The organism is Halomonas sp. BLK-85, assembly GCF_044792155.1.
GTDB lineage: Bacteria > Pseudomonadota > Gammaproteobacteria > Pseudomonadales > Halomonadaceae > Vreelandella.
Map to the genome: position 1 here is coordinate 2038054 of NZ_CP087731.1, position 25700 is coordinate 2063753.

The window sequence follows — 25700 nt, forward strand, 5'->3', positions numbered from 1 at the left end:
CTCGACAGTTTCTACACCAATATTTCATTTTTTAATATTTTTTGGTCTTTGTAGTGACATGTCGCAGTCCTTTAAAATCAATAATTTATTTTTTATCTATCAAAGTTAGCAACTTCAGGCTGCCAGCAATAGCGCCAGAAAAACAAGGTGCTGGCAAAAGGTTGATAGTTTCACACTAGGGAGTTCCTACCATGAGCAAAGGAATTGATTATCGTCAGCTGTCTCTCCGAGTACTTTTCATGTTGATACACGCATGAGTACCTTGATGAAAGCTCCCCATCGACTAGCTCCTGAGGCAAGCACTCCATAAATTTCAGCTCCTGGATGAACCCCGTATCCAGAGGCACCTTCACCACCTCATCGCCCTCAGCATCCAACAATTGCCTGATTCGCTTCTTCAGCCGTGATGTGTCGACGACCTTGCTGAGCGATATTGCCAGATTGTCGGAGCTGACCTTGTCAGCCAGGTCACCCAGCGCATTAGCCATGGCCGCGTTGAAGACAGCGCCGGCGAAGGTCCACCAAGTGGCGTTACAATCGTTATCAACTAGTACCGAAGTCTGCCCCGCCTCCAGCCAGCCGAATTCCTCTCGCAGTCCATCAAGCAGCGTCGAGGCTCGTTTTGAATACCCGTAAGGGACGTCCGTCGAGAGCAGTTCAGATTCGATTGCCTGACAAAGCTCGAAGTGCATCGGCTGCCCCGAGCCAAGCCACTGTGAACGCCCCCTCAGCTCAGTAGGTTCCACGAAGGCCCGCCTTCTTGGCCAGTCGACATAGGTGGTGCACCAGTTCCTTCCCCCTAGCGTGAGCAGAGCTGGGCTGTCCGTATCACCAACCGCGAACGTCAATTCATGGACCTCACCCAGCTCCTGCCTGCCATGGAACACCTTAACCATCGGCGGCGTCGTAAAGACGGAGACGAGCTCCATGAAGTGCCGGTAGCCGAAAGTGCGCTCTCCTCGATCGCCGATACTGAGCAAGCCACCGTCACTGTGCAGGATGCCGGTCTCCTGCATGTGGCGAAGTACAGCGCTGCGCTGCTCAGGGGCGCTCCGCTCGAAGCCAGGCATCTTGCCGATCCATCGCTTGATATCCGCCTCGATGATGCCACGCTCCTGCAGGCACAGCGCCATGATCTGCTGGGCATAAATGTGCAAAGGAAGCGCGGGAGGCTCGATAGGTTCCACAAAGCCAGAACGCCAGAGGGAAAGCAGCCCGATACTTCTGAGGAACGCGTCCTCGGTAGTCGCCAGAAATAGACAGTTCCGAGCCACATCAGCTCTGCGCCCGGTGCGACCGATACGCTGCAGGAATGAGCTAACGCTATATGGCGCGTCGACCTGAATCACTCGATCCAGATCGCCAACATCGATACCCAGCTCAAGGGTGCTAGTTGCCACGATGACGCAGTTCGCCCCCTCGGCAAAGGCGCTCTCTGCAGCTTTCCGCTCTTCGAGGCTGAGGCTACTGTGTGAGACGAAGGTGTTGACGCCCAGTCCACGCAGTTCCATAGCCAGCAGTTCCACCCGAGATCGGCTATCGACGAATACCAGCCGCTTCTCACCCCGGTGCAAGCGAGAGATGACGATGGCGGCGTTCTTGAGTGATCCGACCCAATCGAGCTCCACCTCTGACGATTTTGTTACCTCCGCCAACGGATTGATGACACTGCGCCGTGCGCTACAGCCACCGGCCAGCCACTCACACAACCCTTCTGGGTTGCCGACGGTCGCAGATAAACCAATACGTTGGACTTCATGGCCCACGAGACCCTGAATACGTTCCACGAGGGAGAGCAAATGCCATCCACGGTCATCGCCAGCGAAAGCATGCACCTCATCCATGATCACGCTGCGGACCCGACCCAGCAACCAACGGTGATCAATGCGGGACGAGACCAGCATCGCCTCAAGCGACTCCGGCGTGGTCAGAAGGATGTCCGGGGGCTCCGCGACAATCTTCACCTTGCGCGAGGCACTGACGTCGCCATGCCAGAGCGCCACGCTGCGACCCAGCAAGCCGGCGTAGTATTCGAGACGGGGCAGCAGGTTGTTGAGCAGCGCCTTGATCGGGCAAAGGTACAGGACACTGATACCGTCCCAGTTCTCCGAGAGCATGCGCGAGAGGATCGGAAAGCACGCCGCCTCGGTCTTACCCCCTGCAGTGGGTGCCAGGAGTATGGCATGCTCGCCCCGCAGTACCGGCTCGATGGTCGCCTCCTGCAAGGGGCGAAGACGCGGCCACCCCAGGCTATTTACGATATGGTGTTGAAGCGCCGGATGCAGCCGATCGAACGCACTCATAGATCCAGCTCGATATCATCCGTCGAGTCAGCCCGACGGGCTGCTCGCTCAACAGGCGAGAGCTCGGTGTCCGAGATCGTCAGGGCGTAGTGCTGACGCGGGTCGAACTCCTCGAACTGGTCGATGCGGTCCATCACCTCCCCTACCAGCTTCTTAAGGAAAATACGCGGGGCGATGCCGATCTTGCCTCCGAGGTCACCTGTTACCGCCATTGCCAAGCTCTCGACATAGGCATCATCGGCCCGGGAACGAATCCGCTCGGGCACCTCGCTGTTAGCGGCATAGAGGTCGCGTACCTTGCTGCCCACGTCCTGGAGCAGGTCGGTGTCGAATCCCTTCAGCCGGATCTGCACGGCACGCGGGTTATCGAAGCGAGCATCCGTGGCGAAATCCACCGCCAGACGCTGGGCGAGAGGCGGCAGGCGCTGCACACCCATGGGTCCTTCGAAAAATGCCGTAGTGCCGGTCATCACCAGGTAGAGCCCAGGAAACCGACCGCTGTCTATCTCGTCCATCAGCTGTCGCAGCGCGTTGAGGCTCTTATCACGCACGTCTCCCCGCATGCGCTGCAGCGTTTCGACCTCATCGAGTACCAGCAGCAGCCCGGGATGCCCGGAGTCCTTCAGAATGGTCAGGATGCCCTGCAGGAAGCTCAGGGCACCGAAATGATCAATATCGCCCTTGATGCGCGCATAGCGTTTGACCGCGGCGGCAATGTTGGGCTGTCCCGCCATCCAGGCCAGCAGCCCATCGGCGATCTCCTCTTCGCCCTCCAGCAGCGCCTTGCGGTAGGCGCGCAGCGTCAGGGAGAAGGCCGGCGCCGAACGCACTACCTCACCCAGGCGCTGCTCCATCAAGCGGTCGGTGGCTTCCACCAGGGCTTCCACGTCATCGGGATCGATCGACTGCTGGGTCAGCACATCTTCTTCCAGGGTGTAAAACCAGGATTCAATGATGCTGCGGAAGGCTCCCGTGGGTGAGTCTGCGGTGGTCAGTCGTTCCATCAGCCGGCGATAGACGGTCTCCAGGCGATGCAGCGGGGTCTCGGTCTCCGAAACCTGCACCTCGGCACACGCGAAGCCCAGGCCATGGGCGCGCTCCCGCAGCCAGCGGCTGACGAAGGTCTTGCCGCTGCCATACTCGCCGCGGATTGCCTTGAACACGGCACCGCCTCGAGCCACCTTGGCTAGCTCATCATCGAAGGCCTGCTCCAGATGGCCCAACCCCACTGCCAGGGCATCCAGGCCGTATTGGGGCACCGTACCTCGGCGTAACGCATCGATGATGTCTTGGCGGCGCTGGCGGCTGATACTCACGGCGTACTCCTTACAGCTCAAACTGGAGTTTGAGCGATTCCCTGTCCAACACCACGGTACGACTTTCCCGGTCGGTCTTCAGCACCGGGTAGCCATCCACGTTGAGAATCTTCTGCACCGCGGAAAGGAAGCCCCGCAGGCGGATGATGGGAATCGCCAGGTGCTTGGCCACCTGAGCCTCCATGGCACTGCCCTTGCCCTGGTCGAGCAGCTCCAGCAGGCGACGAATCTGTTCATTGGTCACGGGCACCCGTCCGGCACGCTGCAAACTCTGCTCGAAGACCGGGGAAGCAAACAGCTCATCGACCCAGCTACGTGACCCCACGGCCTCAATGGAGAGACTGTGCTCTTGCTGCTCGACTGAAGCGCTTTGCTCCGACGTAGCCTCGGCGAACAGATCCGGCATGGGGGTATCAGGCTCGGCGGGCTTCTTCGTCTTGTGTTTCGTCTTGGCAGGCCTCGCCGACGCTTTGGCAGGTGACTCGGCCGCTGAGCCATCAACTTCTTCACCTTGCGCCTCGTTCTGCCACCAGGTCGGTAGGCGACGAGGCAACTCGCGCCAACCTGGCATGCCCACAGGGTCGCTGGCACTGATATAGATACCCAGGGGAATCACCATTTCCTGCAGGCTGCCGCCACCGTGATAGCCACGGTTGCGGCTCTTGGTGTAGCGCAGTTTCTCCGACCAGGGCACTACGGCATGCTGTGATGCGGTCAGGACGCGTAGACCGCTGACCTCGATCTCCTGCTCGGTTGGCGCGGCACCCTCCTCGCGATAGCGCTCGCCGTTGTGGGTCTCGACCTGGGTCTGGGCGAACTGGGAGTCATGATCCAGCACGTGGCCATGGTCACTGGTGATGACCACGGCGCGTCCGCCCTCTCGCGCGGCTTCCAGCACCTGGCGCAGCATGGGAAGCGTCGACTGCAGGTTCCAGTGCACCACGACCTGGGAACTGCTGGAGAGCTGATCATCGATGGCGTTGATCACCACCCCGACAAGCTTGTGTTCGGTACCGGCGATGCGAGCTCTCGCCTCCGGGGCCAGGCCACCACTCCCTGGCTGCTGAATGTCCTGCTTGTGCAGCAGCACTGGCGGAAAGCGCGTCGAGAGCTTCTGTCTCAGTTTGTTGTGGCCGGCGAAGGCCTGCTTCTCCTGAGCCGCATTGCCTCTCACCAGGGCACCGGAGAACAGCGAGCAGCGGCTGAACTCGGTGGCGGAAGGCAGCGCTGAGACCAGGCAGCGCGGCGGTGGGTCGGCCTCTTCACTGACCTCGATCCACCCGTAGGCGGCCAGATCTTCCTGCAGTTCTCGGTAGACGGCCTCATTCATGCCATCCAACACCAACAGCAACGTGGGCTTCTTCTCGGCCAGAAGCGGCGCTACAACCGTTTCCAGTGCTCTCTCCACCGGCACCAGGGAAAGTGGCAGGGTATCGCCTCGAGCAACGGCCGGGAGATGCCGGGCAAACCCGCGGTTCTGCTGCTCACGGCGCAGAGTGACCGCCTCGGAGAGTGCGGCGTAGACGCGGCCCAGGGCCTCGTGATCTTCCCCCGCCCATAGCTGGGTACGTGCCCAGTCGACGAAGCTGCCGTCGCTAATGTACTGGCTGAGCATTTGCGGCGCCGTCTCGTTTCCGGTGCTGGTTGCCTGTCCCAGCCAGCGCAGCAGCCGTAGCGCCATCTCGGCGCGGCGCATCTGGTCATGGCGCTGGGTCTCATGGGCCAACGTATGGTCCTGGAGATGCGCCCAGGCCTGCTCGGCCTGGGCCACCAGCAACGGTTTGGCGTCCTTCTCCAGGGCCTCTCCTAACGCAGCCGCAAAGGCATCCAGGCGCTGCGTCAGCGCCCCCGGCAGCAGCGGCGATAGCCGCAGGGCCGGCATGAAGTCGAGACTGGCCAGGATCTGCTCCGCCTGGCTCAGGCTCGCGCTGATCGTCTTTTGCCCTTGCTGGCGTAGCAGCGACTGTGCCGTCTCCAACGCCTCGCTGCCGAAGGCCTTGAGTACGTCCGGGGAGAACTTCCGGCCGCCCAGGTAGCGCTCGACAAAGCGACCCCGCCCCGAATAAATCACTGGCGCGGTCATTTCCTCAGCGGCTTCCAGCTCGCTTGCATACATCACGCTGCAGGCCAGACCCACGGCCAGCAGCTCGTGGGCATGGCCCTCTCGCAGCAGCGTCTCTACCACCTCACCCGTGCGCGGCAACTGGGGTTCTAACCATTCTCCCAGGTGCTCACGCATGCTGTCGGGCAGGGCCTCCACTCGACGCTTGGCCGAGTCCTGCAGCGACCAGCGGAATAGCGCCGGCAGTTCCGGCTTGCCCTCGGTGTAGTCCAGATAGCCCCAGGCCAGCGCCTGCCAGGCCGTCTCCTGGTCCAGCACCTCGCCGAACACAATATGGCCCTGAAAACGATCGAAACCGTTTAACAAGGCGTCGGCCATCCAGCGGTGGTGGCGCGTCAGTCTCGGATCGATGGTCTGTACCCGGGCCAGCTGCTCCAGGGTTCGCCAAGGGCTGATACGCTGCGGCTCGTTCTTCCACAAACGGGCTAATACATCCTTGCCCAGCTGGCTTTGGTCCAGGTTGGCCAGGATCACTAGCTTCTCAGGGCTCGCCTTCTCCGAGGCATCGTGGGAGACCAGCGCCTCGCGCATGGCGAGCTCGGAGGGGCACCAGACGAGCTTGACCGTCTGAGCGCCGATTTGCCGAGTCTGTACCTCCGGCTGCAGTGGATCGCGCCACAGCAGCGCCACCCTGTCGGCGCTGGCGTCACGCTGCAGGATGGCCTGAAGCTGGTTGTAGATCGCGCCGGGCAGCGTATCGGCATGTCGAGTGAGTCGCGTGGCCGGCATCAGGCATCCTGTCCTTCACGGGTCGTGATCGTAAAGTCCACATCCAGCTCCTGGTCGTCCGACAGCTGGGCCTCAAGCTCAGCGAAGAGCTGCTTTGCCTGCTGACGGGTGAGGCCATGGCGCTGCTCCTGACGCACCACTCGCTTGATGGGTCCAGAGCCGGTGCCACCACCTTCACCACCAGGTGGCTTTGGCGGGTCGACCACGGGTGGCGTCGGCGCAATCAGCGCGGTCGCATCTTCCTGGGCGCGCTCCAGCACTGGGCCGATGGGCTTGGCAAGCTCATCCGCCTTGAGCGCCTCGGTAACGCGCTCCTTGATCGCCTGTGCCTCGGCATTGCCCCCCTTCCAGATCTTCTCCAGCAGGGCCCAGTTGTTGTGCTTGACCCGGCTGGCCACCTCCTGGGCAGTCTTGAGGCTGCGGCCCAGGGCCTGATCGGAGCTGGGCGCCTGGCAGTTGGCCAGTGCCTCGATGAGCGCCGTACCTTCACGGTCACGCAGCTCGTTCATCAGCGACAGGGCGTACTCTGCCGTGGCCAGTCGCTGCCCCTGATCACTGACGCCAAGCTGGGCAAGCCGGTGACGCAGCACCTCGACCAGTGTCTCGGCACTGGCCACATAGGCCTGGGCCTCTTCATGTACCTGTTTGACCAGCTCATTCTGATGGTTGGCGGTACGCAGCTGGCTGCGCAGCGTCACACCAAGGATCGCACCGGCCTTGTCGAGCGCGCCCTTCCACACTGCGGGCTCGGCCAGTTCCTGCTTGCTCAGCACAAGGCTGTCCGGCAAGTCCTTGAGGCCCGGGTCGTACTCCTGGCCATGCAGCTGGCAGGCGTAGTGGCCGTGCTCCATGAACACCAGGATCAGCAAGTTCTGCACCTCGGTGGGCAGCCCCCTGGGGTCTGGGTAGTCGATGGCACTACGCAGCTGCGCCACGCTCAGCGAGGTGTTGCCCTGCCCCATCTTCGCCAGGTTGGTGCGCAGCAGGTTGGGCCAGTCAGGTTTGAATACGAAATGGCGCTCGTGCATGGTACCGAGCCCCAGCGGCTCGGCGATCTTCTCCATCAGGCCACGCAGTGAGCCCTCCACGTCGATGCGCCCGTTGGGGGCATGCACCGCACGCCGAATTTCCGCCAGCACCTTGCCCAGGTCGTTGACCCGCACCTCGGTCTTGAACTCGGGGTGATCGGGATACTGGAAGCGCAACGCCTGGTCGAGCAGCTGCTCGAAGGCCTGACCTAGGTTCACGCCATGCGGCAGACGCGGCTTGAAGCTTGGCTCCAGAGACATCACCTGCTCATCAAGGGTCGTCGCCTCATCAAGGCTCCCAGGAACGGGGCTGCTTGCACCATAAGCACCTAGCAAACAGTCCTTGAGTCGCTGCTGAAGCTGGCTACGCTGGTTCTCCAGCAGGGTGCGTGCCTGGGCCCTATCCACCGGCGTCAGGTGCTTGCTGAAGGAGCTGAAGCGGTCGTCGCTCTTGAGCACGTAATCGAGCCGCACCAGGATGCCCAGGTCCCGTTGAGCCGACCGGCTGAGAAAAGAGGGCAGCCAGCACAGCGCACGCGTTGTGTTACCAGTATCAAGATACTTTTGGACCCGCGCTCGGTCATCCGCCGGTGTGTGACCACCAGAATCGAAAGGAAAGTCGACGATCAGCTTCCAGTCGTCGCCGTTGGCTTCGAAGGTATTTAAATCGTCGATCTCCCAGACGTTCTGGAACAGCACGTCGACGTGCCGCCAGGTGCCCCGCCACTGCCAGCGGTGCTCGATGAACAGCTGCCCATCGTCATGGATGCCAAACGCCTCGAAGATGAGGTCCTTGATCATCTTGCGGCGAGAGCCGTCGCTGTCGTGGATCGCCGCCTGCTCGAGAATACTCTCGGTATCGACCCCGGCGATCTGAATGGCGATGGTCGGATTACCGCTATTATCGGTGATCTTTATCTCGCCGACCTGGCCACCCCATTTCCGGCAGCGGGTCATTACCGCTTGGGCCTCGCGACCGGGTATCGGCGACTTGATGGTGCCGTGGTTGAGAGCGGCCAGCTTGCTAGCAGTGAGCTGCTTGAAACACTCCACCTCGGGAACCAGTGCTGCCAGCAATAAGGTCTTAAGTAGCCGCAGATCGTTGTTGAACGACCGCACCTTGGCATCGCCGGCCGGCAGCGCCTGGAACTCGGCGTAGCTGATCTCGTGTTCGGCCTCGAGCAACGGAATCAGCTTGCGCTCGAACAGCTGCTTGGCGTTCTCGAAGTGGGCGCGCATCTGCTCGGAAAAGGGCTCCGCCTCGGACGCGATCACGTCGTAGAGATCCCCCACCGGGATCACCCCGCCCAGCTCCAGGGTGTCACGCTGCTCCACCAGCAGCATAAGCATCACCTTCAGGGCGGTGCGCTCTCGCTGCAGCGCCGAGGAGAGCGCCACCAGCGCCTGGATCAGCGCCGGGCTGAAGGGATAAAGCTCACGGAACATCTCCCGGTCACCCTGGGAGGTCAGCAGAACGTTGTGCACCTCTTCGCGCAGGCCCCTGTCGATGGCGTCAAATGCCTGCTGGATCTGCAGCCGCGCAGACTCGTCCTTGGGCTTGAGCAGGCGCCGCTGGGCGATCACCGGCAGGTTGCGATCTTCCAGCTTGATGGTGTGAAAGCGCCCCTCCCAGTACTTCAGTGAGTCGCTCAGGGCCACCTGGTCGGCGCCCACCGCCTGTTCGCCGACGAACTCGCGCAGCTCGCGCTGACGGGCGATAAAGCTGGCCACAGGCAGCGCACGCGGCTCGCTGGGCTCCACCAGCTTCACCACCTTCTGGATATTGTTAGCGATAAACTGGTGATCGGAGATATGGCTGGCCAGCCACAGGATCAGCTCATCGAGGAACAGCACGACGGCGTCGTATCCCAGCGACTTGGCGTGCTGGGTCATGATACGCAGGCCTTCGTCGAAATCGACGTAGCCGACCTTCTCGCCCGACTTCAGCTCGTCGCTGGAGGTGTTGGCCAGGTCCGCCATAGACTGGAAGAAGGTACCCACCAGCGCCGAAACCAGCGCGGTGTGGTCCTCCATGCTTGCCCTCCCCTGCAGCACCGCCTCGAAGCTTTGCGGTGTCCAACGCTCGTCACCCACCTCGCCCCAGCCATCGTCATCGGCCGGGCCAGAGTCCTCTTGATTGAGGATCTCGAAGAACTTGTCATCACCCAGCTTGCTGCGCATGCCCTCCGCATCGCGAAATAGGCGGTCGCTCAGGTAGAAGCCCGGCTGGGGAGCCTCCGGGTGGCGCTTCCTGATGTAGCGGACATAGCCGCCGAGGATACCCGCCTCAATGCTGGGCGCCCCGATCATGTGGTACGGCACCAGCAAGATGTTGTGCTGCTGCAGCCAGTCATCGTGACGGCTGACGGTAGGCGCCAGTTCCTTGATTGCCCGCGCCTCGGGGTTGCCCTGCAGTAGCAGGTGCAGCACCGCCATGAAGTGCGACTTACCGCTACCGAAACTTCCGTGCAGATAGGCACCCTTCTGGCGGTTCTGGTTGTCCGCCACGGTGCTCTTGATGAAGGCCAGGGCCTCATCGAAGGCCTTGGCGAGCTGCGGCGTCACCACATACTGGGCCAGGGTTTGGTGAACGGCGTCGCCTTCCAGCCCCTGGGAGAGGTTAAGCACGAAGTCCCCGCGCTGAACCTTCTCGGGGATCTCGATCAGCTCTTTAATCAGTGTCATGAGTACCTTTCCTTCACTGTCAGGCGCTGGTGGTCTTGCGGCGGCGGCCACGCTTGGCTGCCGGGGGCTGCCAGGCCAGCAGGTCATCGCGGGTGAGTTCGAGCTGACGCAGTTCCTCGAACAGGAAACCTTCGTAGAAGTCGCCCATGCGCTCGCCGTACTCTGGGTCCAGCTCGTTGTGCCACTGCTTGAGCCAGGGGATCAACTCCTCCAGGGCCACCAGCATGGGCATCAGCTTATCGGCTTCCCAGCCGTCCTGGTCCTTACGGCCCATGTACCAGCCGGCGATGGCCTGGGCGCGCTGCAGATGATCCAGGCCGGCCCAGCCGATGACCGGGGTGCTGTCGCCGGGCTTCTCGCAACAGGTCAGGCTGAAGAAGCGCTCCTTGGGCACATCGAGCTTGCCGCGCAGCGACCAGTAGCTGCTCTTGCGGAAGTGAGTTGAGCTATACCGTGGTGGGACTGGAATGGTCCCCACTTTCGTAGCCTTCTTCGCCTCAGCCTGCTTCTTGGCGTCCTCGTAGGCCTTCACCTTCTCGGCATTTTCGGCGTCTTCAGCGCTCAGCGGCTCGGCCACGCCGAACTCAGCATCGATGGCATCTTCCTGACGCTGCTTGTCCCAGGTCTCCTGCCATGCCCTGAAGATGTCCATGGCCGCGGGCTTGAGCCGCGCCGGAGCCATCTGCGGAACCTCGTCGACGGCAATCAGCTCGGTGACCAGCTGCTGGGCGTCGAAGAGTTGGTTGTCGGTGTAGAGCTCGCCAACCTGCTGGAACTTCTCGTCGTGGCGCACGCGGTCGGCCAGCTGGGCGCCGGTGATCAGATCGGGGCCCTTCGCCTTGGCCTCCTCTTCCAGACGACCCAGCAGCCACTCCTTAAGGGCACGCTGCTGGCGTTTCTCCCAGGGCTCGCGGTTCCAGCGGCGCTTGTACTCGGGCTGCTCCACCAGCTTGACCCAGCGGTTCTCCTCAATGGCCTGGAGGCGTCGCTCCACCAGCTCGCGGTAGTTCTCGGGCCAGTGGTCGGGAATCTCGGTAATTGGGCTGCTGCGGTGACGCTCGAACCAGGTAGTTTCGATCTCGCCGGCCGCCATACGGCGAGCCAGCGCGATCTCGAATGCACGCTCGCTCAGCTTAATGGGGGGTGGAGTGCCCTGGTAGCAAAGGTCAACATCCAATAGGCCGTATAATTTATAGCAATGCCAGTCCAACTCTTCTTGAGAGGAAATCATTTTCTCCCAAACCAAGCCGTCTTCTTGACGGGCAAGCGCAAGCCCACGCTTTAAGCCACTGCAATCTTCAACCAGCTCACCAGCATCAAGCTCATCTAACTTACATGAAAGACTATCCAGCCTACGCGAATAAAAAACTAACTTATTCTCAAGATCTCCAACAATAGGGAATTTTTTCAGTTTAGTCCCATCCCACTCTAGTCGCTCTTGCCATTTACCGTCAGCAAACCCACCTTTCGGAAAGAAAACCTGCCGCCCCCAGAAGCACGCAACAGAACTATTAAGCATCCCTAACAGGACGAGATGATCATCTTCACCAGCCCCTTCATACAGTTTGATGACCGGTGCAGACTGCTTAAAAACCTTACCACCCCTATCTAAAAAAAAGTGGTTGTGTGTAGCAACAAATGCAAAAGCTATCAAAAGATCTGCGGTACATTTACCCTTAGAAATGTAGCCATACTCGTACCAAAGCAGGCCCCGCTCCTCTTGCCTTCGGCCAAAATAAACGCGAGATTTCAAAATCTCCCTAAATGGCCACAAGGAAGCCAGCTCTGGTCTCGAGATAGAGGCAACAACACCTAATTCATTATACGGAAAGAAGGCAACATATGAAGAGTCGACCTGCCAATCCCTAACAGAATCTCCTTCAACGAAAACCCTGACACTTTTATCTAAATACTTTCTTGACTTAAAATAGTTCTTTGGACCGGTGAAAACTGAATCTTCGCCGGTAATACCCCCAAACCCTAGCTCCTCTTGAAGCTGATCGAGTTGGCCCGTAGCACTTCCTTCAATCACAGCCATTAAATCCGCGGCACCGCCACCTTGAAGACTCCAGGGGTGAGTTGCCATAGACTGTCTATCACGGTCTTCTACTGTAATATAGTTATTCTCAAAACCTGGACTTTCTACACCTTCAACAATAGAGCGCCAGACCAAGCCATCTTTTGGCTCAACTGATGTTGTAGGATCACCCTTAATCCCAAGCACAGTGCGAACAGGATAGGAGCCAGCTTCTTGATTCCTAGCAAATAGAATTACTGTTGGCGTACTATGCCCAGGAATAGTGCACCCAGAGGTATCGACAACATGCGTCAAGTCCTTCTGTGGTAAATAATTCTCAATAAGAAACTTTCCGTACTCACGCTTCATGAAACTATTAGTAGTTATCATCCCTACAAAGCCTGAGCTTTTCTGACCATCCCTAGGAAGACAAAGATCAAAAAAACGCTCGGTAAAGGGCGCCCCAAGGGAGTACTTTCTAAAGCACGTGGAATACAAGTTCCTATAGAGCTTATTGAGAACCTTGTCTTTAACTGTAATATAGGGAGGGTTGCCCACCACAACATGATACCGCTTCCCTAATATCTGATTCAGCTTAGCCAAATCTTCAGTCTCGAAGGCGTGCTTAATTGAATCATTAAAGGTGTCAAGTTGTAGGCCTTTCCCCCTAGACTCATGGCGTTTACCGTGCAACAGCGAGTCGCCTACTGCAAGATGGAATTCAAAGTCCGGGGCATTGCTAACACTTTTTTCTCCTGCTGCTTTTAAAACAGCAATCAATAAACGAAATTTGGCCACGGCGATGGCGTAGGGGTTTATATCCACCCCGTGCACCACGTCCAGGGCGCGCTGGGCCAGGTGGCGCGCATTGGTGGCCGGCTCGCGACGCTGCCAGGCATCAAACACCCGCTCGAAGGTGGTCAACAGAAAGTGGCCGCTGCCGCAGGTCGGGTCGATCAGCCGTAATCCCTCCAGGCCAAAGGTCTCGATGGCCGGGGCCAGGGTGTAGTCGAGAATGAACTCTTCAATGAAATCTGGTGTTTGCAGTAGAGCATATTTGTCCCTGACGGCTTCAGAGAGATCCTGGTAGAGGTCGCCCAGGAAGCGGGTGTCCCACTCCGGATCGGTGAAATCGTGGACCAGCTCACCACTCTCCGGGTCGATGCGCTGAAAGAAGTCCACCAGGCGTTTGGCGCCGTCATCGGAGACCGGGACCTGCCACAGCGGGTTATGCCGCGGGTCAAGCAACGCATCGATCACCGGGAACTGGTCGAGCTCACGGAACAGGGCCAGCAGGTACTCGCGCTCGGCGTGGGCGGGGTGCTCGCTGAAGTGGTGGGTAATGCGCTCCTTGGCATGGGCCAGGGGGCGGCTACCATCCTCGCGGGACACCGGGCCGGAGAGTACCGGTTCATCCATCAGGCCGTTGTCCTCCAGGAAACGCACGAACACACAGGTCAGCACCCAGGCCGCTGCGGCCTGGGTGATCTGCGCCTCCCGCCAGGCGACGAAGTGCTCGGCAGTACGGCCGGCCTCCACCGCCTTCTGGTACTCCTCCTGCAGGTGCTGGCCCAACTCGACGTGGCGCTCGCTGTAGTGGAGGATGTCCGCCTCGATCTTCGGCAGCTCCCCCTTGAGGTCGCTCAGCAGCTTCTCGCGATCAATCATTCCTTGTTCCCTACGTAGTCGTTGTGCGGCGATCAGTGCGCCGTCAGCAGATGCCGGATGGCCGTCTCGGACGGCAGACCGGCGATCGCTTTATTTTGGGCGTATTGCTTGAATATGCGGTCAAGCCACGCTGGCCATGGTGTCACTCTCCAGCCAGACCTTAGGAATCCTTGCCCATTCACGGGTGCCCGCCCCTCGCGGCACGGTCACGCCATCGATGGCGGCGCCATCGTGCTGGGCATCGGCAGCGATCAGTAGCAGCAAGGCATGAGCGGTGGTGTCATCACCAGCGGAGGTTACCAGCTGCTGACGCAGGTCGTTGAGCCAGGTGGTGACCAGCTCATAGCGAGCCAGCAGGCCGGGCTCGGTAAGCAGTACCGGTTGGCCAGCCCGACGGATCTCATCTGCCATGGCCGGGAGCACCCGGGCCACAAGACGTTGCAAGTTCTGCCAATCGCGGCTGGTGCGCTCGGCGCCATCGGCCCTGAGCACCACGGACCAGTCCGGCGGGCGCTTCATGCCCTGGCAGAGCTGATGCAGATGACGCAGCAGCAACTCGTCAAAGCTGATCAGCATCAGCGAATAGTTGTAACGCAGCTTGGCCTTTGCCTGCTCCCACTGACGCGGCCGCACGGTCAGCGCCAGGAAGCGGGCGCCTTCCAGGGCGTTGTCGATGGACTGCTCCAGGGCCTTGACGTCCTGCAGGGTGACTCCAGGCTCATCGTCGCTGCTGCTGAGGTGGCTCTGGCTCAGGCTGCGGGTACCACTGGTGCTGAAATTGGCCAGCGGCAGGCAGTAGGCACCCCACCGCTTGCCGCCAAGTTCATAGTCACCGTCCCAGTCGAAGCCCATGTCCAGGCCACGGATCAGCTCATCCAGCTGGGGCCTTCCCGGCAGCGCTTCGGCCATGGGATAGCGCCCCTGTACGCGTTCCTGCACCTCCTGGACCGTCAGCGCCTTGCTGCCGAGTAGCGCCCCCTGGGCCAGCTCCAGTGCACGCTGGTCCTTCATGCCGATGGGATAGAACTCGGCCCGACTGGAGAGGGCCGCCTTCTGCGACGCCGCTGCCGCAAGGCGCAGCAGACGAGCATTGCTTAGGCCCATGGAGACTTCCGGTGCGGGGACGCTGCGCACCTTGTCGAGGGTACGGCTAGGCGACAGCAGGGTGTCCTGCTCCGCGCATTCGTCGGCAAGCTGCCCCAGCGCCTCGGCGTAGTCGGCGAGCTCCTCGCCGCGCCCCTGAATGTTGTCGGCCAGCACCAGACGACGCCCAATGCGACGGATGATCCAGCGCGGCTCCTGCTTGGTGAGCTCGGTATCCACAGCGGAACGAGCAACAGCTTGGGCCCAACGTTCGCGCAGAGGACTCTCCTGCAGGGAGCCACGACGAAGCAGAAGCGCTTCGGAGATCTCCAGCGCGGTAATCACGCCGCCGTTGTCGGCCAGGATCTCGGCGATCTCGTCCCGGACCTCGGTGATCGCCTTGTTCTTGCTCCACAGGGCAATCACCTTGTCCTGGAAGGCGCGCACCTCACTGGTCTCGAGGCCAGTATGGGCGCTGATGCTGAGCATGGTCGGCCAGTACACCGAGTGGCTGTCGCTGGGCTTGTCGCCATCCAGGCGCCCCAGGTACTCGTTCAGGAACTGCTCCCGACGAGGGTCGGTGCGCCGAGCGGGCATCACCATGCCGAACAGACGATCGATACTGGCGTGCTCATCGCTGCTCTGGACCTGCTCGCGGGACTGCTGCTCGGTCTGCAACCGCGCTTGCAGGGTGCCAATCGCCTCGGAGAGCTCAGCACGGGTCTGGCTGCCGACGCCGACCGACACTCTCACCTTGCTGCGGCTCAGTCCAACCAGGTCGGCGACGGTGTTCACGCCACGGCGAGTGAGCACATCTAAAGCAGCGGCAGATAGTGGCAGCAGGCCGATCTGGGTATCGAGCGATGCCTCGTCGAAGGGACAGGTGCCGGCGGTTTCGAGACGCGGATGCTGTGTGGCTGGCTGGGCGTTGAGGAAGACCAGCCGCCACTCCTTGAGCATCTCCTCAGCATTGGCGAAGCGCTTGCGCACATCCCGGGTCAGCGCCTTGTGGAAGAAGGCCGACAACCGATCCCGCACGTTGGGGTCGAACACGGTGCTGTCGATCTGCAGCTGCCCCTCGATCAACGCCGGAAGTCCACTATCGCTGGCCCAGCCAGGCAGGCTGCCTGCCGCCATTTCATACAGCGTCAACGCAGCGGCGAAGCGCTCGGCATAGTCATCCCAGCGGCGCCGGCCGGGATCGCGAATGAAGGGATCCATGTAGGCCAAGGTGCCAGCGGTGATGTTGTCAGCTCCGACTTTGGAGAGCGAGAAGTCGAACATCACCAGGTGCAGTTGGCTGCCACCCAGCTTGAGCAGCCCCAGGTTCTCCGGCTTGATGTCGCGGTGGAAGATGGCGTGGTCTTCCAGGTGCACCAGGGCACCCAGCAGGTCTTCACCGAAACGCTCGAGCATTCCGAGCGGCACGGCCCCTTCGCGCCGCAGGCGCTGCGCCAGGGTGCCCTGATCGGCATAGTCGAGCACCAGGCCGACATGTCCATCCAGCTCGACTCTGTCGTAATAGCCGACGATCGCCTGGTGACGCAGGCTTGCCAGGGTGTTGGCCTCCTGCTGCAGGCGCGGGTTGTGGTCCGGCGTCACCGCCAGCTTGAGCACGCGCTCCTGGCCCTGGTAGTCCACCAGGAACACCACCGACGAAGCGCCCTTCCCCAGGCGTTTGATGACGCGAATGCTCTCGGCCAGCAGCTGCTCGGGTTGGGCCTCGGTGGGAGACGCTGGTACCTCGCCTTCGGCATGGGCAAGCGACTGCTCGAGCTTGTCGAGCAGCTCCAGGAACTCCTCCACGGAGTCGATGCGGCTACTGGCGTCAGGGTGGGTGGCGTACTGCACCAGATACTGCATTTCGGGGCTGGCCCCATTGAGCGCATCGGTGACCTGCAGTCCCTTGCCGTGACTGAGCTTGTCCTGGAGCTCCAGGTCGTTCTCTGCAGGCTTGAAGCCGGTAAACAGGTGGTAGGCGATGGCGCCTAAAGAGAAAACATCCATCTGCACGCCATCACCCTGACCCTGGTGCGCCTCGAGCGCCACATAGGGACCAGCTTCCTCACGCACCAGATACGTCAGGTGGCTGAGCACGCTCAGCTGCTGAGAGTCGCTCTCAAAGATCCGACTGGCTGTGGACCAGTTGGCGATCTTGCAGCGCAGCTCACCACCAGGAAGCTGTTTTACATAGACGTTCTGTGGACTAAGCGCGCGATGATAGAGCCGCTGGCCATGGGCGAATTTCACCGCCTCGGCGATCTGGCGGATCAGGTCGATGGCTTGAAGGGTGTCCAGCCGGCGAACGTTATTACGCAACAACAGGTCCAGGCGGAAGGCTTCAGGATCGTGCTCATAGACCAGCGCCGGCCCGTGGTCGTGCTGCTGCAAATCCAGCGCGCGCTGGATGCCGGGGTGCTCGATGCCTTCCAGGATCCGGAACTCCAGCTCGGCAGCCTTCTGCAGACGCTTGGCCTCTTCGACTGGACGATGCTGAGTGAGGTAGATGCGCACCTTGCGGGCCATGCCTACGTCGAGGTGCCGAGCCAGCCACTCCTGGTAGTAATCCGATTCGTCCAACAGCTCGATCAACTCATACTGGCCGACGCGACGAAGCCGCTTGGACTCCTTAACCCCTGCCTCTTCCATGGCCCGCGATAGCAGGGTGGCTACCGGACGCGTCATGACACGATGCGGCCAGTCCTCGTGCATCTCGGTCAGCGTGGCCAGCACATCATCACGTGTGCACACATTGATGCGTGCGGGACCTTCCAGGCGGGTCGTCAGGTTCTCCGACGAGAGGAACACCATGGAGGTAATGAAGGGGATCCGCTCCTTGTTGGTCCTGCGGCTGGAAGGCTGACCCTGAAGCACTGACGCGAGCTTCTTGGCCTTGCGATCGGCGAGCAGCCGCGGATTGTCGAATGACTGCCGGCGACCGTTACGCTTGATTTGCACCCAGGTGCTGGCATCACCGCTCAGCTCGCCGCTGTGCGACTTCACCTCCACCAGGAAGCAGCCCTTGGGCGTCAGGACCAGCAGATCGACTTCGTTGATGGAGCCGTCCTGAGCGATGAACTCAAAATTCGACCAGGCCCGGTAGGGATCATGATCCGGGAGCGCCTCGCGCAGATACTCCAGCGCCTCGCGCTCCCAGGCATAGTCTGAGGGGGTGATCTGCTTCCAATGGGTGGACATGCTCATGACTCACCTCCCCGGCCCACTTCAGCACCGTTGGCTTCGCTGGCGGATGAGCGCGTCTGCTGGCTGATCCAATGATCGATATCCTGCAGGCGGAAGCGCCAGGCGTTAGCGACCTTGAAGGCTGGCAGCTCGCCCTTGGCGGCAAGCCGGTAGACAGTCCTCTCGTGGACCTTGAGGTAGCCTGCTACCTCCTTGATGGTCATGATCTGCTCTGTCATCCCCTGCCCGGCCTGTCAAAAGAGTTCAATTCTGGACAGTGTAGTCATGGCATAGCATGCTAACAAGACTTGACTAAGCCATTCAGCTCAGTCCCTCATGAGGTGGGTAGGAAAACTGTCTGGTTTAACCAAGTTGCAAGGAGTGCGACATGGCCAGCGAGAAAATTAAGTTCGATATCCCCGATAGCCCTTTTCCTTTCATGCCACCTGTAGCAGAACTGCAGGGCTGGTTGGGTGGGCCCACGGGGGTGCATACTCCGATTCACTGGATGCAGGAGGAACTGAAACAACCCAAACCTGACTTGAAGACATTGAGGAAGGCCTGCCGAGAGGGCGTAACACCTCGCATTGCAGATATCATAAAAAACAACATTTATGAAGCAGTTAGGGAATTGGGTTTTCCTGATCCACTTGATTATTCAAACGCAGCAGACCCTATTGTTAATGTCACCAACGGTGCGAAATGGTTAGCACAAGCGCGAGCGTTTCTTGACGGCATAAATCTTCACCAGCAAATCAAACTGGAGTTACCTCGGACATTCGCATTTTTACAACGGCGCTCCGAAGCAGAAAGCCAACTGGTGCTGACATTTCACCGCACCAAAAAACTGGAGGTATCGACCGAAGAAAGGCTAGCACTAATAAATAATGCTTTCTGCGACACCTGCCGACATCACACGCTCCTCCAGCTACAAGAGATCCAAACCTATGGTACTGCCATAGTCGACATCAACCGGCCTGAATACACCAAAACACCAAAGCTGTTAGCTGATGTATTCAAGTGCACGTTCGACCTTCGAGTGGACTTCTACCATCAGCTCCTGGCCAGTTTTATGGCAGACATGCTTCCGCTTCGAGAAACGCTGCAGTTGCCTCCCATCCTAGTTGATACTCTGATGGATCATGGCGCCATGGGGCAGCTGATGCCACTGCTGGAACAGGGAGAGCTGATCACTCCGACTTATCGACTGTACGAGCTCTGGTGTGAGGCCTTCAGCCCATCTGGCGAGTCGCTGTCGTACCGAGCCATGGCTATGTACCTGCCTCAGCCTGACAAAGTGCGAACGCGAGTCCATGACAATGCAGGCCTGCAAGATATTCTGGACGCCTCGAATGATACTCGTTACAGAATACTTAAGGAATGGAGATCCGGAACAGTTCCTGAGACTTACCACCTCACGCAGTTCCTGGAATCCCTGTCCGGAGAGGACTATGGCGCCTTCCTGCCATTTGTCATGACACGCGTTGCCACAGCGTGGAGCAAATGGATCATTCAAGAGCTAGCGAGCTTTGATAAGCTCTTGCAGGAAACATCGCCTCTGACCGGACTGCTAGATAGGGAGTGGCTTTTACAGAAATTCTCGCGGTATCCAGAGCATTGGAGACACGTTAAGGCTCAGGATATCCCGACGACATCCTGAGCCTGATATGCCATTCAAAAATAGTTAATCATCATCGTCTTCTTCGGCTTCCTTATCAGCCTGACAAGACACACATAGATCGCCATTCACAATAGAGTAATACGCCTCCCCCTCATTACAAGAGTCCATGGAGAGTGTGCAGTAGCAGTTCGCACATTGATAGTGATAAGCCATATCATCCTCCGCATTATGATCGTTGGCATGCTCCATCTATTGGAAGCTTAATTATCATAGATGAGCGAAGCAGTGCCGTAACAAGTAGTCGTGGTAGGAAAAATGGCCACGTCCAGAATACAGGCACCGCACCATGGCTCAGGCGACCAAGGGCCAACCCGAGCCATAGCAGTCACCGGTTACTTCTTCCCGCGACCACCCGCGGCATTACGGGCGCTTGCACTCGTTGCTCTTGAAGCGAAGGAGCCTTTGGGCACCGTGCCTCCGTTTGATTTGGCAGTGTGGCTCTGGATGCGTGAGGCAGCTGCCGGGGTCATGGGTGTCTTGCCTTTGGCCATGGTCATCATCTCCGTTGGTTAGTGAGCCAGCAGTAGAGTGAGCTCTCTCCGCTGCTGGTACTGAGATGATCGCCCTAGAGGCGAATTGCTGGGAGGGGAGTCGATGTGGGAATTTTTCTGACCAAGCGTCATACCAGCTTGAACGGCTCGATGTCGCGAAAGATACCAGTTTTGGTCATGTCGCGGCGCAGGGTGAAGGCTTCCATGGCCGCCACGGGATCGACCTGATCCAGCTTGACGAAGTGGATCTTTCCCCACTGCGTGCGGGTGACCTTCACACTGAACAGGTACTGATCGCGCTCGCCGCCGGTGGCGGGGTCGGTGATCTGGCGATAACCGGAAATTCGCGCCTCCTGCACAGCGGGCAAGCGGTCGAATACAGCGCCGAGCACGCGGAAGGCGATGCCATGTACATGATCTCGGTAGAGCTTGCGCTGCCGAGTGTCACTGAGCTTACGCGGGGTGAGCTTCACCTGCTTGGCCGGCATGGTCCAGTAGCGGTCGGGCATTTCCTCTTCGCCTGGGAGATCGATGTCCACGGCGATGGTGCCAACGTCGCTGCCCAGGTCGAAGTCGATCGCGGTTTCACGAGGCCAGTCGATCTCTTCCAGACGCTCTCGCAGGGTCTGCTCCATGGCATCCGAGTCGTGCCACACCTCCTCGGCCTCCCGGTGCTGGCGAGCAAACTCCGCGGCATCATGCTCGGCCTTGCGCCACTCCCAGTCGCGATAGACCTCATCGAACGCCGCCTGATGGCGTCGAATCTCATCTTCCAGACGGCGCTTGGCCGGTGGCCACAAAACATGCCACCAGGCCGGCTGCTGTTGTTGTGGAGCTAGCGGCGGAGCTACGGTGAAATCCTGCGTGACATAGCCGTACTGGTCCGTATGAGGCGTTTCCTCGTGCAGCTGGGCCAGACGGTCAAGATCCGCGTTGAGACGCTCACAGTGGCGCTCCAGCTGCTCTCGCAGCGGCTCCCTGGCATGTCGCCGAAGCACACGGGCCTCGTCATCGCTCATTGGCGTGCCGTCGCCATGGAAGTATTGAATGCCGCCATCTGCTTCGATCTCGAGCCGCACTGGGAGCGATTCGCCTTCTGCCAACAGCCCCTCAAGAGCGGCAGCGGGACTGGAACCAACGCTGGCAGCACCCGAGCGTTCACCACCGCGGCGTGATCGGGTATTCAGTTTCTGCCGATAGGCCAAGCCGGAGCCGGGAATACCGGCATGGCCATGCACGCCGCTCGGCCCCACGCTGAGGCTGGCACCTCGCGGACCGACCGAGAGCCCGAGGCCCCGCTTGCTGAGGTTGAGCCGAATGCCCGGAGCGAGCGTGATGCGGCGTTGAAATCGAAAGGCCATAGCTCTCCTTGGTTATGCTGCTCCCCACCAAGTGTCTCTCCTGATAGCCTATCAACTTTTCAGATGATGAATACCGGACCCATCATGCCCATGCAGACCATCGACCAACTCCGCCGGGACACGCGACCACTGACGCAGCTAGGCACTGTCAGCGACGTGACGGGCGAGCCACTTGGGAGCCTTCTCTCCCGCCTGGCGGCCAAGAACATACCACTGTTCGTGGAGCGGCCTCATGAAGCTCATCTCTATTGTGTGCCACAAAAACAAGTTGGGAAGTATCAAGAGGTAATCGTAACCTCAACATCAGAGTTCATGCCTTCTGTTCCGCACATCACTAAAAAAGAAATCGCGCCTGTTGAAGCCAACCACTTCAGATACTTAGTATTATCATCTCAAGACTACAGCCATCTTCTCGATGGCGATATCGCCTTATCAGCAAAGCTCTTCAGCCAAGTGGCTTTTCGCGAGAGCGAAGTTACAGATCTTTCTTTAGTGAGCGCGCCACAATTTATAAAAGAACACCTTCCGAACGCACATTTCCATCAGCGCATCAAAGCGAAATTTGCATGCTATTTTGAAGAAAGACCTAACAATGAGAAAACTCCAGACACTCTAAAAATGAAAAGGGTGCAAGCCAATGCTGAAAATTTATTGATCTCTCGCAAAGCATTGCTTGGCCTCCTCGGCTCAGAAGAAAAGCCAGATGAGCCATATCCACCTGAACTCACAGAGCACCTGCAGCCATGGAAAAGCGAAGTGCTTCAAGCTTTAAACAAGACAGCATATGACTTATATTCATACAACTACAATACGGATGAAACTGATAAAAAATTAAGTTCAACAGCTATAGAAGAAGCCATATCAACCCCGGCTCCTCCGAAAAGAGCGGATGAGAAAGAACTAAGTGAAACAACAATTTCATTATGTGCAACAATGCTTCGTCCCAAGAACAACAAACCCCATATCCGTCAATTTCTTGGCCAAAAGACCATTGATTGCTACCCTTTTTATTTTAGCCTAAAACTCATGTATATTAATGAAAAATCCAAAGAATATCATGATAACCACTTAGCCGGAGGAGAGATTCCAGAGTATATACAAACCGTCGAAAGAAATCTTCTGAAGGACAAAATTTTAACCCTAGACTTATGCAACCGGCTAGCCAGTGACATACTGCCAAATTACAAAGAAATCAACCGTCCTGAGAAATAAACCGCCTGGGTCTGCCACGCCGTTCTGGGACCAGGGGAGCCTTGTGGGCTGAGCGAAACCACACCCGGTCACCAGGGGCCTCAGCAGCGAGGACAAAGTCCGTCTTGATCATATATTCGACCACCAGGTTCACCAACGCAGAATATTTGGCGTGGTCATAGTAATCCAACGTGCCTATGCCTAGATAACGATAGTCATTTTTATGCCGGTTGCAGTTAAAGTACCGCCCCTCACCCGGTGGCACCACGTGATGTTTCCAATGTTCCCCCAGCATCTGGACCCGTTGAATATCATGCCAATGCTTTGACCCATTGCAGATAACCACCACATGGAAGTGAAACCCACTCAGCAGCCCGTACTCGAGCTTGGCCATATACCCCAGCACCCCGGGTATACAAAGCCCGTTAGCGAGGTCATGACGAAACCTCGCCCAATCGTGCTTGACGTCTGAAAGAGCGGCTGCGAAATCGTCAAGGTCCACATACTTGCCCTTGCGGTAGTTGAGATCAAGCCGAAGCACTTCAACCCGGGCATGCTTATCCCTCAAAGCGTTTATAATGGTCTGAGCGCTCTGCCGTCGCCGCTGCTTGGCCTTATCAAGCTTGGTGATGTACTGCCTCATTGCCGTGCTCTGGATCACCCCGCGGATCATGGTGACCGCTGCATTGAGCCTTTCGACTTGTTCGTGAGGTCCGTAATTATCTAGGCTTTCCAAGCCCAACTCTTCCATAGCAGTATGATGGGCCTGCACATAGGGATTGTCGTTGACAAAAGGAAGAAACCGACATCTGTCATCACACCCCTGGCGGATCACATCAACAAACTTCTTGCCGGTCAGGCTACCAGTACCCACTTGACCAACTCCATCTTTCCTCACCCTGACGTCAAATAGCGTCTCCTCAGTTTCGAGGAGTCTCAGGACAACAGCCTCGACCTCCTTCAAATGCGCAAGGAAGCGCTCGTCACGCTTCTCCTGCTCCTCTGCCAGGAGAGCATCAATATACAACTCACACTCTGGCCATACTGCCTCTGCGTCACTCATGTCATCGTCCATAGCCTTCCCCTCCTGATCGTAGGGCAGGCCCCTTTTGGGGAGCCTGCCTGTTTACTATTTGATATACTGTGAGATTGATAACTTCTAATTAACATATAATCCAAAATTCATTGCAACGTCGATTCACCTCCAAGCCCCAGGATTAACAGAAAACTAAATAACTATTATCCTTAATGGCGTTATAAGTTAGTATCAATAAACTCTCCCAGAGTAACCCAACAACATAGCCTCCACACTGTCGACAGGCGACCAAGGCATCAGATCTACACATTCTGTCCTAACAGCCATGTACCCTTTTATCTCTCCGCGCTGCTCCAGTCTTTCCAAGGCCGGGTTAAGCCTCTTTGCATTTCTGAGATCAATAGGGCAGACCTGTTGGCGTATATGATTTTTCTTAACATATCTAATTCCTTGATGGCGTTTTTTTCTCACCCATTCAAGTAACAGCTCATCGTCCTTATCCTCGGGTGATTGGCATTTGAAGATTCTCACGTGTTCGTGAGCATAATACATCCCTAAATAAAGCGCATGTTCTACAGCGCCCGCACAAATATCGGAATCGAGACCTTTTTCGAATATGTTAAGCAGGCAGGCAAGGCGTAAGATTATTTCAGCGAGCTTTGAGGCATATTCCTCATGCCCTTCAAACATACCCCCGGGGTTCGTCTCATGCTCAATGGCATTGCCGATGGAGACCATCTTTTTATCAGCATTTTTCGATAGTTTAATTACCACTCTCGGCTCATCACCGGAAAGAACACGGGGGAGCTTCTCCAAGTAGCCCGTCATCCTTCTAGCATATTCATCAAAGTGGGTGTCTCCGTCTTCAAACTCCTCAGCATGTTCATCATCACGACAGTCGTGATCGCCAGACTTCTCGAAGTAGCGGCTACCGATCAACGAGTCTGGCCAGGTAATAAAGCATCGCGCAAAAAAGCCCGACGCGCTCAGGGCCTTGCCCTTTTTTTCCAAGAAGTCTTCAAAAACCTCTGGCTGAACATCAAGGCTTATGGTTAGCCTTCCATCAAGCACTACACTTGACTGTGTTGTTTTCCTTGCTTTTCTCGCAACCTCCCCTCCCCACAAGCCGTTCAACATAGGGGAGTCGTTAAACAAAGCACTGCGTAGCACAGATCCACCTTCTCCTGAAGCGATAGCGGCAAATTTGCTCCCTCGAGCCATGCCATCGAGCAACGCCTCAGATGTGGTGTCCGTGTTAGTCAGTTGGATGTCACGCGGACACTCTGGCTTGACCTCAAACAGCTCCTCTATTTTCCTTTCAATTTCTTCAGTATCTTCTTCTTTTGAGACAGCTTTCCTCAGGTCTTTTTTTAAAGCTTTCAGCTTCTCCTCGAAAATCAATAACTTCCTGGGATAATGCCGCATGAGCTCAGCGTGAATTTTATCGAACTCTCTTTGGACATCAGTGATAGGCTTGTAAATTTTTTTCTCAGCACCCGATTTTCTTTCCCCCGATTTCGCAAGGATAAAAAAATAACTTGAGGTTGGAATTACCCTCCCATCTGGTGTTTGTACGTCGGCCAGCGGTTGCAGGCCAATACATAATGCAGAAAGTAATTTTGTCAACACAAGGGCTCGCGGCGCTTTAATCAACTCCGCCAATTCGTATGAAACCTGCTCAATCAGAACATTTTCGTAGAGCTTAAAATTTTCCCCTTGATTATAGTCAGCCAAAATCACCCGGCTGTTGTCTATTGCATATCGTATATCTTCATAGCCACTCATTTGGCCTCCTATTTACCCCCC

Annotated in this window: 13 protein-coding genes; 3 read left to right on the top strand and 10 right to left on the bottom strand. The window is 58.0% G+C overall.

The genetic code is table 11. The features are described 5' to 3' along the window. Positions 1-170: 170 nt before the first annotated feature. From LL947_RS09200 to LL947_RS09230, 7 genes are all read right to left on the bottom strand, one after another. Positions 171-2303: a DEAD/DEAH box helicase gene (locus LL947_RS09200; RefSeq protein WP_499833002.1), complete on the bottom strand. Its 2133-nt coding sequence runs from the start codon at positions 2301-2303 to the stop codon at positions 171-173. Next, positions 2300-3619: a BREX system ATP-binding protein BrxD gene (gene brxD / locus LL947_RS09205; protein WP_499833003.1), complete on the bottom strand. Its 1320-nt coding sequence runs from the start codon at positions 3617-3619 to the stop codon at positions 2300-2302. The genes LL947_RS09200 and brxD overlap by 4 nt, the downstream gene beginning before the upstream one ends. 10 nt (positions 3620-3629) lie before the next feature. Further along, entirely contained in the window at positions 3630-6470 is a 2841-nt protein-coding gene (gene pglZ / locus LL947_RS09210) for a BREX-2 system phosphatase PglZ (RefSeq protein WP_499833004.1), read from the bottom strand. Continuing rightward, positions 6470-10183, bottom strand: a complete 3714-nt coding sequence (locus LL947_RS09215; protein WP_499833005.1) for a DUF6079 family protein — start codon at positions 10181-10183, stop codon at positions 6470-6472. Before LL947_RS09215 ends, pglZ begins: the two co-directional genes overlap by 1 nt. A 19-nt stretch (positions 10184-10202) precedes the next feature. Then, a complete protein-coding gene (pglX, locus tag LL947_RS09220; protein ID WP_499833006.1) occupies positions 10203-13868 on the bottom strand; it encodes a BREX-2 system adenine-specific DNA-methyltransferase PglX in 3666 nt (1221 codons plus the stop codon). Positions 13869-13988: 120 nt separating this feature from the next. Further along, positions 13989-18155, bottom strand: a complete 4167-nt coding sequence (pglW, locus tag LL947_RS09225) for a BREX system serine/threonine kinase PglW (protein WP_499833007.1) — start codon at positions 18153-18155, stop codon at positions 13989-13991. Then, positions 18152-18358, bottom strand: a complete 207-nt coding sequence (locus LL947_RS09230; RefSeq protein ID WP_499833008.1) for a helix-turn-helix domain-containing protein — start codon at positions 18356-18358, stop codon at positions 18152-18154. The genes pglW and LL947_RS09230 overlap by 4 nt, the downstream gene beginning before the upstream one ends. 164 nt (positions 18359-18522) lie before the next feature. On the opposite strand from LL947_RS09230, the gene LL947_RS09235 reads away from it, so the two are divergent. Then, positions 18523-19794, top strand: a complete 1272-nt coding sequence (locus LL947_RS09235; protein ID WP_499833009.1) for a hypothetical protein — start codon at positions 18523-18525, stop codon at positions 19792-19794. Positions 19795-20070: 276 nt separating this feature from the next. Next, positions 20071-20328 carry a hypothetical protein gene (locus LL947_RS09240; RefSeq protein WP_499833010.1) on the top strand — a complete coding sequence of 86 codons (258 nt, stop codon included), beginning with the start codon at positions 20071-20073 and terminating at the stop codon, positions 20326-20328. Between the two features lie 106 nt (positions 20329-20434). Here LL947_RS09240 and LL947_RS09245 read toward each other — a convergent pair whose 3' ends face one another. Next, positions 20435-21643 (bottom strand): DUF4236 domain-containing protein, encoded by a 1209-nt coding sequence (locus tag LL947_RS09245; protein ID WP_499834404.1) that lies wholly within the window; start codon positions 21641-21643, stop codon positions 20435-20437. Between LL947_RS09245 and LL947_RS09250 the strand changes: the two genes are divergently transcribed. Then, positions 21533-22879 (top strand): hypothetical protein, encoded by a 1347-nt coding sequence (locus tag LL947_RS09250; RefSeq protein WP_499834436.1) that lies wholly within the window; start codon positions 21533-21535, stop codon positions 22877-22879. The two genes, LL947_RS09245 and LL947_RS09250, sit on opposite strands and share 111 nt — an antisense overlap. Here the strand turns inward: LL947_RS09250 and LL947_RS09255 are convergent. Then, complete coding sequence (locus tag LL947_RS09255) at positions 22860-23933, bottom strand: YagK/YfjJ domain-containing protein (RefSeq protein WP_499833011.1); 1074 nt, start codon at positions 23931-23933, stop codon at positions 22860-22862. The two genes, LL947_RS09250 and LL947_RS09255, sit on opposite strands and share 20 nt — an antisense overlap. A gap of 192 nt (positions 23934-24125) precedes the next feature. Next, on the bottom strand, positions 24126-25679 hold the full coding sequence (locus LL947_RS09260; protein ID WP_499833012.1) for a YfjI family protein: 1554 nt from the start codon (positions 25677-25679) through the stop codon (positions 24126-24128). Between the last annotated feature and the right edge of the window lie 21 nt (positions 25680-25700).